The organism is Streptomyces yamdrokensis (assembly GCF_053890455.1).
The window spans coordinates 4,368,754-4,382,695 of record NZ_CM132679.1 but is presented as its reverse complement, the minus strand read 5'-3'; the positions used below and the strand labels follow the sequence as shown (position 1 = coordinate 4,382,695).

At 71.5% G+C, this 13,942-nt stretch carries 13 protein-coding genes; 3 read left to right on the top strand and 10 right to left on the bottom strand.

Annotated elements, in window-relative coordinates:
• Positions 1-98: 98 nt before the first annotated feature.
• From ACWZEH_RS19490 to ACWZEH_RS19470, 5 genes are all read right to left on the bottom strand, one after another.
• A complete protein-coding gene (locus ACWZEH_RS19490; protein WP_456192444.1) occupies positions 99-1,814 on the bottom strand; it encodes a bifunctional uroporphyrinogen-III C-methyltransferase/uroporphyrinogen-III synthase in 1,716 nt (571 codons plus the stop codon).
• Positions 1,811-2,809 carry a hydroxymethylbilane synthase gene (hemC, locus tag ACWZEH_RS19485; protein ID WP_456192443.1) on the bottom strand — a complete coding sequence of 333 codons (999 nt, stop codon included), beginning with the start codon at positions 2,807-2,809 and terminating at the stop codon, positions 1,811-1,813. Before hemC ends, ACWZEH_RS19490 begins: the two co-directional genes overlap by 4 nt.
• On the bottom strand, positions 2,806-4,572 hold the full coding sequence (locus ACWZEH_RS19480; RefSeq protein ID WP_456192442.1) for a glutamyl-tRNA reductase: 1,767 nt from the start codon (positions 4,570-4,572) through the stop codon (positions 2,806-2,808). The genes hemC and ACWZEH_RS19480 overlap by 4 nt, the downstream gene beginning before the upstream one ends.
• Positions 4,569-5,372, bottom strand: coding sequence for a redox-sensing transcriptional repressor Rex (locus ACWZEH_RS19475; RefSeq protein WP_456192441.1), 804 nt, complete (start codon positions 5,370-5,372; stop codon positions 4,569-4,571). The genes ACWZEH_RS19480 and ACWZEH_RS19475 overlap by 4 nt, the downstream gene beginning before the upstream one ends.
• Positions 5,373-5,661: 289 nt before the next feature.
• Positions 5,662-5,952, bottom strand: a complete 291-nt coding sequence (locus tag ACWZEH_RS19470) for a glutaredoxin family protein (RefSeq protein WP_456192440.1) — start codon at positions 5,950-5,952, stop codon at positions 5,662-5,664.
• 213 nt (positions 5,953-6,165) lie between these two features.
• On the opposite strand from ACWZEH_RS19470, the gene ACWZEH_RS19465 reads away from it, so the two are divergent.
• The 3 genes from ACWZEH_RS19465 to ACWZEH_RS19455 all read left to right on the top strand — a co-directional run bounded on the left by ACWZEH_RS19465 (position 6,166) and on the right by ACWZEH_RS19455 (position 9,871).
• On the top strand, positions 6,166-7,077 hold the full coding sequence (locus tag ACWZEH_RS19465) for an HAD family hydrolase (protein ID WP_456192439.1): 912 nt from the start codon (positions 6,166-6,168) through the stop codon (positions 7,075-7,077).
• Between the two features lie 446 nt (positions 7,078-7,523).
• Positions 7,524-8,357: an ECF subfamily RNA polymerase sigma factor, BldN family gene (locus tag ACWZEH_RS19460; protein WP_456192438.1), complete on the top strand. Its 834-nt coding sequence runs from the start codon at positions 7,524-7,526 to the stop codon at positions 8,355-8,357.
• A gap of 242 nt (positions 8,358-8,599) precedes the next feature.
• Positions 8,600-9,871: a DUF5667 domain-containing protein gene (locus tag ACWZEH_RS19455; protein ID WP_456192437.1), complete on the top strand. Its 1,272-nt coding sequence runs from the start codon at positions 8,600-8,602 to the stop codon at positions 9,869-9,871.
• Between the two features lie 85 nt (positions 9,872-9,956).
• Here ACWZEH_RS19455 and ACWZEH_RS19450 read toward each other — a convergent pair whose 3' ends face one another.
• From ACWZEH_RS19450 to ACWZEH_RS19430, 5 genes are all read right to left on the bottom strand, one after another.
• A complete protein-coding gene (locus ACWZEH_RS19450; protein WP_456192436.1) occupies positions 9,957-11,123 on the bottom strand; it encodes a lysophospholipid acyltransferase family protein in 1,167 nt (388 codons plus the stop codon).
• Between the two features lie 13 nt (positions 11,124-11,136).
• Entirely contained in the window at positions 11,137-12,204 is a 1,068-nt protein-coding gene (locus ACWZEH_RS19445) for an NAD-dependent epimerase/dehydratase family protein (RefSeq protein ID WP_456192435.1), read from the bottom strand.
• Between the two features lie 137 nt (positions 12,205-12,341).
• On the bottom strand, positions 12,342-12,440 hold the full coding sequence (locus ACWZEH_RS19440) for a 30S ribosomal protein bS22 (RefSeq protein WP_003948845.1): 99 nt from the start codon (positions 12,438-12,440) through the stop codon (positions 12,342-12,344).
• 156 nt (positions 12,441-12,596) lie between these two features.
• Positions 12,597-12,809: a helix-turn-helix domain-containing protein gene (locus tag ACWZEH_RS19435; protein WP_062193679.1), complete on the bottom strand. Its 213-nt coding sequence runs from the start codon at positions 12,807-12,809 to the stop codon at positions 12,597-12,599.
• Between the two features lie 129 nt (positions 12,810-12,938).
• A complete protein-coding gene (locus ACWZEH_RS19430; protein ID WP_456199698.1) occupies positions 12,939-13,754 on the bottom strand; it encodes a phosphatase in 816 nt (271 codons plus the stop codon).
• Positions 13,755-13,942: the final 188 nt, after the last annotated feature.

Here is a 13,942-nt window from a genome sequence, read left to right as displayed (position 1 = left end):
CGGGGCAGACACGGCGCTCCCGGGCCACAGAAACGACGCCGTGCCCCGGGAACCGCCGAACGGCGGCACCGGGGCACGGCATACCTACGAACAGAGCGTTACGTCGTCGACCGGCGCCTGCGCGCCCCCGGGCGCCGTTCGCTCGGGCGGGTCACCGGGTCGCCCGCGTCCAGCGCGGCCGTGCGGCGGCGGGCGCCGAAGTCGGCCAGGGCCTCCGCCAGCTTGTGCACCGACGGCTCCGGGGCCATGACGTCGACCCGCAGCCCGTGTTCCTCGGCCGTCTTCGCCGTCGCCGGGCCGATGCAGGCGATGACCGTCACGTTGTGCGGCTTGCCCGCGATGCCGACCAGGTTCCGGACCGTCGACGACGAGGTGAAGAGCACCGCGTCGAAGCCGCCGCCCTTGATCGCCTCGCGGGTCTCCGCCGGCGGCGGCGAGGCGCGCACCGTGCGGTAGGCGGTGACGTCGTCGACCTCCCAGCCCAGGTCGATCAGGCCGGCCACCAGTGTCTCGGTGGCGATGTCGGCGCGCGGCAGGAAGACGCGGTCGATCGGGTCGAAGACCGGGTCGTAGGGCGGCCAGTCCTCCAGGAGCCCCGCCGCCGACTGCTCGCCGCTGGGCACCAGGTCGGGCTTGACGCCGAAGGCGATCAGCGCGTTGGCGGTCTGTTCGCCGACCGCGGCGACCTTGATCCCGGCGAAGGCGCGGGCGTCGAGACCGTACTCCTCGAACTTCTCCCGCACCGCCTTGACCGCGTTGACGGAGGTGAAGGCGATCCACTCGTAGCGGCCCGTGACCAGGCCCTTGACCGCCCGCTCCATCTGCTGCGGGGTACGGGGCGGTTCGACGGCGATGGTCGGCACCTCGTACGGCACCGCGCCGTAGGACCGCAGCTGGTCGGAGAGCGACGCCGCCTGCTCCTTCGTGCGCGGCACGAGCACCTTCCAGCCGAACATCGGCTTGGACTCGAACCACGCCAGCCGGTCGCGCTGGGCGGGGGCGGAGCGCTCACCGACCACGGCTATGACCGGCCGGCCGCCCTCGGGCGACGGCAGCGCCTTCGCCTGCTTCAGCGTCTGCGCGATCGTGCCGAGTGTCGCCGTCCAGGTGCGCTGCCGGGTCGTCGTACCGGCGACGGTCACCGTCAGCGGGGTGTCGGGCTTGCGACCGGCGGACACCAGTTCGCCCGCCGCCGCGGCCACCGAGTCGAGCGTCGCGGAGACGACCACCGTGCCGTCCGACACCCCGACCTCGGTCCAGCACCTCTCGGACGCGGTGCGCGCGTCCACGAACCGTACGTCCGCGCCCTGCGCGTCCCGCAGCGGTACACCGGCGTACGCGGGCACGCCGACCGCGGCCGCGACACCGGGGACGACCTCGAAGGTCACCCCGGCCGCCACGCACGCCAGCATCTCCTCGGCGGCGTACGCGTCGAGGCCGGGATCACCGGCCACCGCACGGACGACCCGCCTGCCGCCCCGTGCGGCCTCCATGACAAGATGTGCCGCATCCCGCACCGCGGGTGCGCCAACGGTTGATGACGCGCCGTCAACAACCGTGAGTTGAGGCGTGCCTGTGCCCGGAGCGGACGTCGCGGAGGAACCCGCCGAGTCCGTGTCCGTGGGCACCTCGGCGACGCCCTGCCTGGCATGCCGGCGTACGACGTCGAGCACCTCGTGCTCGGCGACGAGAACGTCCGCGTTCGCCAGCGCCTCCACGGCGCGCAGAGTCAGCAGTCCCGGATCCCCGGGTCCGGCACCGAGGAAGGTGACGTACCCGTGTTCCGGAGGGGGTGGAAGGGTGGTGGGGCTCACAGTGCTCGCTCCCCCATCAGACCGGCCGCGCCCTGCGCGAGCATCTCGGTGGCGAGTTCGCGACCGAGCGCCATCGCCGCCTCATGCGTCTCGGGCACGGGACCGGTGGTGGACGACTGCACCAGCGTGGTGCCGTCGGTCGTGCCGACGACGCCCCGCAGGCGCATTTCCTTGACAATCGACCCGTCCGTCTGGGGGTCCCCCCGGTCTCGAGCGAAGTCGAGAACTGGGGGAAGGTCGGCGAGCGCCCCCACAGGGGCGGTGCAGCCGGCCTCCAGGGCGGCGAGCAGTGACCGCTCGGCCGTCACGGCGGCCCGCGTGAACGGGTCGTCGAGCTCGGCGAGCGCGGCGGTCAGCTCCGTGTCCCGCACGGAACACTCGACCGCCAGGGCCCCCTGGCCGGGGGCGGGCAAAACCGTGTCGACCGACAGGAAGTCGGTCACCTCGTCGCTGCGCCCGACCCGGTTCAGTCCGGCGGCGGCCAGCACGACGGCGTCCAGCTCACCGCTGGTGACGTACCCGATCCGGGTGTCGACGTTGCCGCGTATCGGCACCGTCTCGAACTCCAGGCCGCGGGTCACCGCGTACGCGTTCAGCTGAGCCATCCGACGCGCCGCGCCGGTGCCGATGCGGGCGCCGTGCGGAAGGTCCGTGAGCTTGAGCTCGTCGCGCCCGATGAGCACGTCCCGCGGGTCCTCGCGCTCCGGTACCGCGGCCAGGACCAGCTCGTCGTGCGGCGCGGTCGGCAGGTCCTTCAGCGAGTGCACCGCGAAGTCCACCTCGCCGCGCACCAGGGCGTCACGCAGCGCGGCCACGAAGACGCCCGTACCACCGATCTGCGAGAGGTGCTCACGCGACGTGTCACCGTACGTGGTGATCGGGACGAGCTCGACAGGCCGTCCGGTCACCTGGCTCACGGCATCCGCCACCTGCCCGGACTGGGCCATGGCGAGCTTGCTCCGCCTGGTCCCGAGCCTCAGTGCCTTTCCAGTCATGCCGGCCCTCGGTTCTCTGCGATGTTCGCGACGGTCGCGTTCTTCGCGTTCTTCTCGGTGCTTTCCTCGGCTCGGGAGACGGAGGCCACCGTCTCGGGGTCGAGGTCGAACAGGGTGCGCAACGCGTCCGCGTACCCGGCGCCGCCGGGTTCGGCCGCGAGCTGTTTGACCCGCACGGTCGGCGCGTGCAGCAGCTTGTCGACCACCCGCCGCACGGTCTGGGTGATCTCCGCGCGGTGCTTGTCGTCCAGGCCGGGCAGCCGGCCCTCGAGGCGGGCTATCTCACCGGCCACCACGTCCGCGGCCATGGTGCGCAGCGCGACCACGGTCGGCGTGATGTGCGCGGCCCGCTGTGCCGCCCCGAACGCCGCCACCTCGTCGGAGACGATACGCCGGACCTGGTCCACGTCGGCAGCCATCGGAGCGTCCGCGGACGCCTGGGCGAGCGCCTCGATGTCCACCAGCCGCACCCCGGCGAGGCGGTGCGCGGCGGCGTCGACGTCGCGTGGCATCGCGAGGTCGAGCAGGTACAGCACGGGCTCCGGGCGCCACGGCTCGGCCACCGGCTCCGGACGGCGCCGCTCGGGGATCCGGCCGACGCTCGCCGCGGTCGCGGCCAGCGCGCCGATCAGCTCGGGGTCCACCTGGTCGGCGCCGTCGGCGCCGCGCCGGCCGGCCTGGCGGCGGTCGACGGCGCCGCCCGCGGCCCACGCCGCGTGCTGCTCCAGCGTCGACGCGTCCATGCCGGCGACGGCCGCCTCGCCCATCACGGAGAAACCGGGCGGCACGGAGGCCAGGTCCAGCGGGCAGTCCTCGTCGGTACCGATGCTCACGGGAGGCAGGGACGCCGTCCGCGCCTCCGGCACCCCGCCTCGTACGGTCTCCGGCGCCTCACCGCGTACGGTCCCCGGCTGCGCTCCGACCCGGCCCTCGACACCGGCGGCGATCGCCTCGGCGGTGAGGACGAGCCCGGTCGCGCCCGTGCAGGAGACGACCACGTCGGCACGTGTCAGCTCGAACGGCACCGATCCCATCGGTACCGCGCGGGCCGGCACGTCCGTGTCGTCGCCCTCCGTCAGGATCTCCACGAGGCGCTCGGCACGGTCGGCGGTGCGGTTGGCGATCACGATCTCGCGGACACCGGTCCGCGCGAGTGTGGCCGCGGCCAGCGACGACATCGAACCGGCGCCTATGACCAGGGCCTTCTTGCCCTGAGCCCAGGTCTCGACGGGTGCGCCGAGGGCCAGCTGCTCCAGGCCGAAGGTGACCAGGGACTGCCCGGCGCGGTCGATGCCGGTCTCCGAGTGGGCCCGCTTGCCGACCCGGAGCGCCTGCTGGAACAGGTCGTTCATCAGCCGGCCGGCGGTGTGCAGTGCCTGCGCACGCGCCAGCGAGTCCTTGATCTGGCCGAGGATCTGCCCCTCACCGACCACCATCGAGTCCAGTCCGCAGGCCACCGAGAACAGGTGGTGGACGGCGCGGTCCTCGTAGTGCACATAGAGATGGGGAGTGAGCTCCTCCAGGCCGACCCCGCTGTGCTGTGCCAGCAGCGTGGACAGCTCGGCGACACCGGCGTGGAACTTGTCCACGTCGGCGTACAGCTCGATGCGGTTGCAGGTGGCGAGCACAGCGGCCTCGGCGGCCGGTTCGGCGGCGACCGTGTCCCGCAGCAGCTTGGTCTGCGCGTCCATGCTCAGCGAGGCCTGGTCCAGCACACTGACCGGCGCGCTGCGGTGGCTCAGTCCGACGACGAGGAGACTCATGTCGGCATCACGGCGGGTACGTCCCCGTCGGGTCCCTGGTCGACGGCGGGCTCCTGGTCCGCGGCGGCGCCCCGGCGCGCGACGACGGGCGGCTGGACGGAGGCGGCGGCCGGGACCACGGCCCCGGAGGCGGCCAGCTCACCGGCCTTGCGCTGCTCGTGGAAGGCGAGGATCTGCAGCTCGATGGAGAGGTCCACCTTGCGTACGTCGACGCCGTCCGGGACGGACAGCACGGTCGGCGCGAAGTTCAGGATGGAGGTGACCCCCGCGGCCACCAGGCGCTCGCAGACCTGCTGGGCGGCGCCGGCCGGCGTCGCGATCACACCGATCGACACACCCTCGTCCTCGACGATCTGTTCCAGTTCGTCGGTGTGCTGGACGGGTATCCCCGCGACGGGCTTTCCGGCCATCGCGGGGTCGGCGTCGATGAGCGCGGCGACCCTGAATCCTCGGGAGGCGAACCCGCCGTAGTTGGCGAGCGCGGCACCGAGGTTGCCTATACCGACGATCACAACCGGCCAGTCCTGGGTCAGGCCGAGTTCGCGGGAGATCTGGTAGACGAGATACTCGACGTCGTAGCCCACACCCCGGGTCCCGTAGGAGCCCAGGTAGGAGAAGTCCTTGCGCAGTTTCGCGGAGTTGACGCCCGCGGCAGCCGCCAGTTCCTCCGAGGAAACCGTGGGCACCGAGCGCTCGGAGAGCGCGGTGAGGGCGCGGAGGTACAGCGGAAGCCTGGCGACGGTGGCCTCGGGAATTCCTCGGCTACGGGTCGCCGGTCGGTGAGTTCGGCCAGTTGCCACGGTGCTCCTGCGGGTAGAGCGGGGCTTCAGGCGGTCATACGTCCCCGGACCGCCCCGTCGAATGCAGGCTATGCCTTTGTGAACGCGTGCACAAAGATGGTGTCCGTTTTGTCCACCCAAAGTGACCGGGGTCACGCGCTCCCGGCGCATTCGTGCGGAACCGGTGCACGAGCACCCTGGCTCCCTTTGTTCCGGGGGCAAAACCGCACACTCTCCTCTGCGTATCCCGCCCCCGAGACCTGGTCGCCATCGATCCTAAGCGACTTTCCGGTTGTTTTGTACTGGCCGGTCAGTCACACCCCCGGTCGGTCAGGGCCCTGCGGAGGCGTCCCTCGTCGACACGCCAGAACGTGTGCTGGCGGCCGTCGACGAGGACGACGGGAATCTGCTCCCAGTACCGCTCGTGCAGTTCTGGGTCCCGGGTGATGTCCTTCCTCTCCCACGCCACCCCGAGATCGCCGCACACCTTCTCCACCACGGCCTGGGCGTCGTCGCACAGATGACAGCCGGGCTTGCCCACAAGGGTGACGAGACGATCCTGCGAAGCCTTGCGGCGGAAGAGCGGACTCATGCCGGCCATTCTCGCCCCTCGACGGGACAGGGGAACCCCCTGCGACCCCTGTGGTGCGGGACGGCGCACGGGACGGCGCATGAAGCGGTCCGCCGGTCCGGCCCTCGGGGAGCGGCCCCCTGTGGGCCGGGAGGGCTGCTTTAACGACACGGACGTGCGGAGTTCACGGTGTTCAAACCTCTCGACTCCGGAACGGCCGGACGGACTGGCTATGCTCACGCCATGGCCGCTCTCGGATGGCTCACTCCCCGTAGGCGCTCCGCCACGGCGCGGAGCGTATTGGCAGGCGAGGCCTCGGCGGAGGCAGCACGCAAGTCCACCCAGGAAGTTTCCGGCCGCGAACCGGATTTCCCGGTTCACGGCGACGAGCGGGCTGCCGCGTTCTTCGACCTGGACAACACCGTGATGCAGGGCGCGGCCCTGTTCCACTTCGGCAAGGGCCTCTACAAGCGGAAGTTCTTCGAGAAGCGCGACCTCGCCCGGTTCGCGTGGCAGCAGGCGTGGTTCCGGCTGGCCGGCGTCGAGGACCCCGAGCACATGCAGGACGCACGCGACTCCGCGCTCTCCATCGTCAAGGGCCACCGGGTCTCCGAGCTGAAGTCCATCGGCGAGGAGATCTACGACGAGTACATGGCCGAGCGGATCTGGCCGGGGACGCGGGCGCTGGCACAGGCGCACCTGGACGCGGGCCAGCGGGTGTGGCTGGTCACGGCGGCGCCGGTGGAGATCGCCCAGGTGATCGCGCGCCGACTGGGCCTGACCGGAGCCCTCGGGACGGTGGCCGAGTCCATCAGTGGCGTGTACACCGGCAAACTGGTGGGCGAGCCGCTGCACGGCCCGGCCAAGGCCGAGGCGGTGCGCGCACTGGCGACCGCGGAGAACCTGGACCTGAACCGCTGCGCGGCGTACAGCGACTCCCACAACGACATCCCGATGCTCTCGCTGGTCGGGCACCCGTACGCGATCAACCCGGACTCCAAGCTGCGCAAGCACGCCCGCACCGAGGACTGGCGCCTGCGGGACTACCGCACGGGACGCAAGGCGGCGAAGGTCGGCATCCCCGCGGCCGCGGGTGTGGGCGCGGTGGCCGGCGGCACGGCCGCGGCCATCGCGATGCACCGACGCCGGCGCTGAACTCCGGCCGCTCCCGGTCACCCCTGCCGCGCCTGCCGCCGCCTGCCGCTTCCTGCAGCCCGGTCAACTCCGCGGCGACGGACACCCGTACGGCCGCCGGTCCGATCAGCGCGGAGCAAAAGTGGCACCCCGCCCGCAAACCCGGCCAATCCAACTGCCGCGCCCCGCAACCCCGCTGTCCAGTCCTCTTGGCTGCACACGGCCACAACACGTCCCACGTCGAACCGGAATGCGAAGCATTTCGGTCAATACTCGGTCATCATCGAGCGCCTGAACGACCGTCAACAGGCCACCAAAACGACGTAATCGACGTTTTCAGCAACTCGGCGTAGCAGGCCCTGCACGAAGCGTTATTCTCCTCAGACGCAAACCGGTGCCCCTCCGTCGCCACGACGGGTGAAAGGTTCCGCACTGCACGTGATGGAAGCTCTGCCTCTGGGAGTCCCGTGTACCCACACGTCGGGGTTGACGGCCCGGGCCTGACCGCACTGCGCACAGCAGTCACGGCAGCTCGGGAGCTGCTGCGCGGCTGCGTCCCCACCGCATACGCCGTCCCCGCATACGCCGTCCCCGCATACGCCACCGCGCCCGTCGGCCCCTGCCCCACCGCTGCCGACGCGCCCGTCGGCCCCTGCTACGCCCTCGCCGACGACAGTGCCGCGGTGGGAAGACACCGAGGCGGACGGCCGTCCGGCGCCGCCGCCACCACCCGCCGTCCCGCCGCGGACAGCGACAGCGCCAGGATGATGGAACTCGTGGAACGCGCCCAGGCGGGCGAGGCCGACGCCTTCGGGCGTCTCTACGACCAGTACAGCGACACCGTGTACCGCTACATCTACTACCGGGTGGGCGGCAAGGCGACCGCGGAGGACCTCACCAGCGAGACCTTCCTGCGGGCGCTGCGCCGCATCGGCACCTTCACCTGGCAGGGGCGCGACTTCGGCGCCTGGCTCGTCACCATCGCCCGCAATCTCGTCGCCGACCACTTCAAGTCCAGCCGCTTCCGCCTCGAGATCACCACCGGGGAGATGCTCGACGCCAACGAGGTCGCGCGCTCCCCCGAGGACTCCGTTCTCGAATACCTGTCCAATGCCGCCCTCCTCGATGCCGTACGACGTCTCAACCCCCAACAGCGCGAATGCGTCACGCTCCGATTCCTCCAGGGTCTCTCCGTCGCGGAGACCGCCCGCGTGATGGGCAAGAACGAGGGAGCGATCAAGACCCTCCAGTACCGGGCCGTCCGCACCCTCGCACGGCTTCTCCCCGAGGACACGCGCTAGCGTCACCTCCGGTGACGGTCAACGCGCCCTGAGTGACGCTCCGTTGACTTCCCGTCGGCTTCCCGAACCGACCCCACGGTGCGCGTAACCCATGCGCCGTGCCGCTCGTTGTGCGGGATACAGGCTCCCTGTGGTCAATCCCCGACCGACTCCGATCACCCGATCGTGTGGACATGGTCAGGGGGTGAAACCCTCAGGACCCCCTGGGGAGTCGACCGTCATGACGAGAGGAGGTGCCGCCAGTGATCGCGAACGTATCGGCACACCGGCGGGCGAGCGCCTTCGCCCAGGCCCTGGAGGAGCAGTCCGATCGGGGCACGGCGGCCGAACAGTCCAAAGGATCGGCCCCGGCTCCGGCCGCTGCGGAGACGGAACAGGCGCGGTTGCTCACGCTGGCCGCCGGTCTCGGCGAGCTGCCCAGGCCGGAGCTGGATCCCGAGGTCAAGGTCGTCCAGCGGGCCCGGCTGGTGGCCGCGTTCGAGGCCATGCTCCAAGAAGGCACCGCCGAGGGCGAGGCAGCGGATCCGTCCGTACCCGACCAGCGTTCACGCCGCGCCCGGGGTGCACACCGGGCAACCCCGCTGGGGAAGCTGAGACCGCGCTCACGTCTGGCCAAGGGCCTCACCGCGGGCGGACTCGGCGTCACCGTGGCCGCGGGCGCCTTCGGCGGAGTCGCCGCCGCCAGCTCCGACGCCCTGCCCGGCGACTCGCTCTACGGTCTCAAGCGCGGCATGGAGGACGTCAAGCTCGGCCTGGCCGACGGCAACGACGAGCGGGGCCGAGTCCTCCTCGACCATGCCTCCACCCGCCTCAGCGAGACCCGCCGGCTGATGGAGCGCGGCCGCGGCGGCGACCTCGACCACGAGTCCCTCGGTGAGATCCGCCGCACCCTGTCCGGCATGCGGCACGACGCGTCCGAAGGCCATCGGCTGCTGCGCAACGCCTACCGGCACGACCCGGACTCCCTGGGCCCCATGCAGGCCCTCTCCTCCTTCTCGCACGCGCACCGGCAGGTCTGGGGATCCCTCCGCGACCGGCTGCCGCCGCAGCTCGGTGACGTCAGCGAGCAGGTCTCGTCGGTGTTCGACGCCATAGACGAGGACGTCGCCCCGCTGCAGTCCCTGCTGCCCGACCCCCCTGCCCGCGAGGGCGGCGGCGACGGCGGCGAGCGGCGCGGCGGCCCCGGGTCCACGCCGAGCGCCCCCTCCGACACGGACGGCTCCGGGACGCCCGGCACCGGCACCGACGGCTCCGCCGACGAGGACGGCACCGGCACCGGCACCGGCAGCGGCGACCCCAGCGGGTCCGCCGACTCCGGCGACAAGGGCGGGGGTCTGCTCGACGGCAGTACCGGCGGGCTGCTCGACCCGCCGGAGGAGAGCGGTGGCACCGGCACCTCGCCGCCCGCCGACAGCGGCGGAGCGACCGCGCCGGCCTCGCCCGACGTCACGCTCCCGCCCCTCCTCCCCGGCCTGCTGCCGGGGCTGGGCATCGACAGCGAGGACGCGCAGTAGGACGCGGCGGAGCGACCGCGTGGGTTGGCGGGTCCCCGGTGGCCGGGGGCCCGCCCCTTCACGTACCCACCACGGACGGGTCTTCCTAGAAGAACACCGACCGTCGCTGCACCAGCAGCTTGTAGAGGGTGTGCTGGATCTGTTCCCGGACCTGGTCGGTCAGGTTGAACATCAGCATCGGGTCCTCGGCCGCCTCCGGCGGGTAGCTCTCCGTGTGGATCGGCTCGCCGAACTGGATGGTCCACTTCGTCGGCAGCGGGATCGCGCCGAGCGGGCCCAGCCACGGGAAGGTCGGAGTCAGCGGAAAGTACGGGAAGCCGAGCAGCCGCGCGATGGTCCTGCCGTTGCCGATCATCGGGTAGATCTCCTCGGCCCCGACGATCGAGCACGGGATGATCGGCGTCCGCGCGCGCAGCGCCGTGGACACGAAGCCGCCGCGGCCGAAGCGCTGCAGCTTGTAGCGGTCGGCGAAGGGCTTGCCGAGACCCTTGAAGCCCTCCGGCATCACCCCCACCAGTTCCCCCTGCTCCAGCAGCCGTGCCGCGTCCTCGGCGCAGGCCAGGGTGTGACCGAGCTTGCGGGCGAGTTCGTTGACCACCGGCAGCATGAACACCAGGTCCGCCGCGAGCAGCCGCAGATGCCGGTCGGCGGGGTGGTTGTCGTGGACGGCGACCTGCATCATCAGACCGTCCAGCGGCAGCGTCCCGGAGTGGTTGGCGACGATCAGGGCGCCGCCCTCGGAGGGGATGTTCTCGATGCCCTTCACCTCGACCCGGAAGTACTTCTCGTACACCGGGCGCAGCAGGGACATGAGGACCTGGTCGGTGAGCTCCTCGTCATAGCCGAAGTCGTCGACCGCGTAGTCCCCGGTGAGCCGGCGGCGCAGGAAGGCCAGCCCGCTCGCGACCCGCTGCTCCAGGCCGCCGCCCTCGTCCCCGGGGCCGGATTCCGCACCGGTGCCGGGGACGGCACCGGACGCGGCGCCGCCGCCGTCATGCTCCGCGCGGGCTTCACGGGGCTCGCGGGACTCAGGGGCTTCACGGGACTTGCGGGACTCAGGGGGCACCGGGACATCGTCCCCGGCGGACTCCCGCCCCGGCAGGGGCTGGACGTCGCCCATCCCGGCGGCCCCCGCGCCCTGGCGTCGGTTTCCCGCATCCCGGAGGCGCGACGGGCGCTGCGCGGCGCCCCTGGCACCCCCGCCCCCACGGGAGCGGTCGTCGTCGAACGGAATGACCTTGGCGTCCGCCATCGTGCTGCGCTCCTCAGTTGGCACTCTGCTTCGGGGAGTGACCGCTGCCCGTGCCCGGCAGGGGCAGCGCGGCGATCCGGTCGACGGCCCCCGCGAGAACCTCCGGCGGAAGCAGCCCGGGGCCGCGGCCGCGCACGAAGTCCGCGAACGTTTCTGCCGTCGTGTACTTCGCCGTGAAGCCCAGCGTCTCGCGCATCTGGTCCGTCGCCACCACCCGGCCGTGTGTGAGCAGCCGGATCTGCTCGGGTGAGAAGTCCGACATCCCCAGCGTACGCACCAGCGTGCCCGCCCAGGTGACCGCCGGGAGGAGCAGGGGCACGGTCGGCCGGCCGAGCCGCCTCGAGCACTGGGACAGCGTCAGGACACCGTCCCCGGCGATGTTGAAGGTGCCGCTGTTGAGCGTGGAGCGCCGGGGCTCGTACGAGGCGAGGCGCAGGACGTCGATCACATCGTCCTCGTGCACGAACTGCAGCCGCGGGTCGTAGCCGAACACGGTCGGCAGGATCGGCAGCGAGAAGTACTCGGCGAGCGGGCTGTCCGCGGCGGGGCCCAGGATGTTGGCGAACCTGAGCACGCACACGGCGACGTCCGGGCGGCGGCGCGCGAAGCCGCGCACATAGCCCTCGACCTCGACGGTGTCCTTCGCGAAGCCGCCGCTGGGCAGGGACTTGGCCGAGGTCGTCTCGGTGAAGACCGCCGGATCGCGGGGCGCGGAGCCGTAGACGTTCGTACTGGACTTCACGACCAGCCGCTTGACGCTCGGGGACTTCTGGCAGGCACCGAGCAGCTGCATGGTGCCGATGACGTTGGTCTCCTTGAGCGCCGTCCGGCTGCCACTGCCGAGCGGTGTGCCCGTGACGTCGAGGTGCACGACGGTGTCGGCGCCGGCCTCGGCGAGCACGCGCGCGACGGTGGGCTGCCGGATGTCGGTCTGGACGAAGTCGGCGCCGCCCAGGTGGTGCGCGGGCCGGACCGCGTCCACGGCCACGACCCGCTCCACGTCCGGGTCACGCAGGATCCGCCGGACGAAACGGCCCCCCAGCGGACGGGCCGCTCCGGTCACGAGCACGACTTTCCCCAAGACCAGCGCCTTCCTCTTGCCTTCGCCCTGCCTGCGCCCGGCTTCGTCCTGCCTGCGCCACGCGCCCGGCCCATGTGATGACAGTGGCCCCCCACCGATGCGGTGGGGGGCCACTGAACACGCTTCCGCGTCGTCGCTTACTTCTTGTTGCGACGCTGAACGCGCGTGCGCTTGAGCAGCTTGCGGTGCTTCTTCTTGGCCATCCGCTTGCGCCGCTTCTTGATAACAGAGCCCACGACTACCCTCGCTCACTTCTCATCACTCGGTGTTTGGGCGCCATGGGCCCACACGACCTACGAGGGGCTAGCCTACCCGCCCGAGCGCTGAGGTCGTAATCGAGGTGACCGGGGGGACCCGTGAGTGCCCTTGTTGCGGGTCTCCCCGGCTCGCCGTCAGGCGGTTTCCACCCCCACATAGCTCTCGCGGAGGTACTCGTGAACCGCTTGCTCCGGGACGCGGAAGGACCGCCCCACCCGGATCGCGGGCAGATGACCACTGTGCACCAGGCGGTACACGGTCATCTTCGACACTCGCATCACCGAGGCGACTTCCGCCACGGTAAGGAACCGAACCTCGTTCAGAGGCCTCTCGCCAGCTGCAGCCATGACACACCTGAACCTTCCGCACTCGACGGCCACCGGCTTCCCCTTCCGGTGACTCTTCGTCGTTGCGTGCTCACTCCCCAATGTAGGGGCGGGTGATGCGAATGGGGAAGAGGTGCACCCATCGGCGGCCTACCGTGACAGACACGCCCGATTGAGTACGTAGCGGGCCGGCGGCAGGTAGTAAGCGGACCGCACGCCGTCATCAAGTGGAACGACCGCCGAGAGGCACCCCTCGGCCTCTCCCACGAACGGGGCGGGGTCGTTCACATCCGCCAGCGCGATGGCCTCGAACCCCAGCTGACCTGCCCCGCAGGCCCAGCCGTGGTCTCCGATCACCAGCCCGGGAAGCGGCCCGCCGGCCTCGGCGGCCGCGGCGAGCGCGGTCCGAACCGGGAGCGGGGAGTGCGTATGTGCGCCGGGCTCACCACCGGGGCGCCCGGGAGGCGCATCCCGGACCAGCGCGACTCCTCGCACGTAGTCGAGGTGGTGCGTGCGTAGACCGAACCGGGTCGTTATGTCGACACAGCGACCCTGCGCCGGGGTGAGGACATCACATCCCGCCGCCGACAGAGCGTCTGCCAGAACGGCGTAGAAGCCGAGCAGCCGGTGCGGGTGACCGGTGCCGAGCAGCACGGGCGCACCGCTCCGGGCGACAGCCGCGATCCGTTCCGCATAGACGTCCAGGGCAGCCAGGGTCCGCTCCGGGTCGATCACATCATGCCCGGAAACGTGACGAGGATCGGCCGAAACCCCACACCTGGCCGCCATCAGCTCGATCAGTTCCCGCTGCCCCCACACCCCTCCCGGGTCGAGTCCGATCAGCGCGCGCGGATCCCGGGCGGCGAAGAGCCGGTAGCTCCGCAGACTCTCCTCCCGCGTGGTGGCCACGGTCCCGGACAACCGGGCGGCCAGCAGATGCGCACGAAGCCCGGCGACGCCCGGCACGGCGGGCGGAGCGACAGGCGGGCCGGCGGCAGGTACGGCGGGCGAAGGGGCGGGTGGGTCGGTCGTGGTCGGCACGGCAGCGATGGTGCGCGATCGGGCCCCGGGCCGCCCCGGGAACCCGGAAAACACCGCACGGTCGGCGTAACCGCACAGGAACGACGTCACCACGCAGGGGCGGGGACAGGGAC

Excerpts from the sequence above, each read along its gene's own strand:
- hemC (WP_456192443.1), bottom strand. The coding sequence starts at position 2,809 with ATGACTGGAAAGGCACTGAGGCTCGGGACCAGGCGGAGCAAGCTCGCC.
- ACWZEH_RS19480 (WP_456192442.1), bottom strand. The coding sequence starts at position 4,572 with ATGAGTCTCCTCGTCGTCGGACTGAGCCACCGCAGCGCGCCGGTCAGT.
- ACWZEH_RS19470 (WP_456192440.1), bottom strand. The coding sequence starts at position 5,952 with ATGGCCGGCATGAGTCCGCTCTTCCGCCGCAAGGCTTCGCAGGATCGT.
- ACWZEH_RS19465 (WP_456192439.1), top strand. The coding sequence starts at position 6,166 with ATGGCCGCTCTCGGATGGCTCACTCCCCGTAGGCGCTCCGCCACGGCG.
- ACWZEH_RS19450 (WP_456192436.1), bottom strand. The coding sequence starts at position 11,123 with ATGGCGGACGCCAAGGTCATTCCGTTCGACGACGACCGCTCCCGTGGG.
- ACWZEH_RS19435 (WP_062193679.1), bottom strand. The coding sequence starts at position 12,809 with ATGGCTGCAGCTGGCGAGAGGCCTCTGAACGAGGTTCGGTTCCTTACC.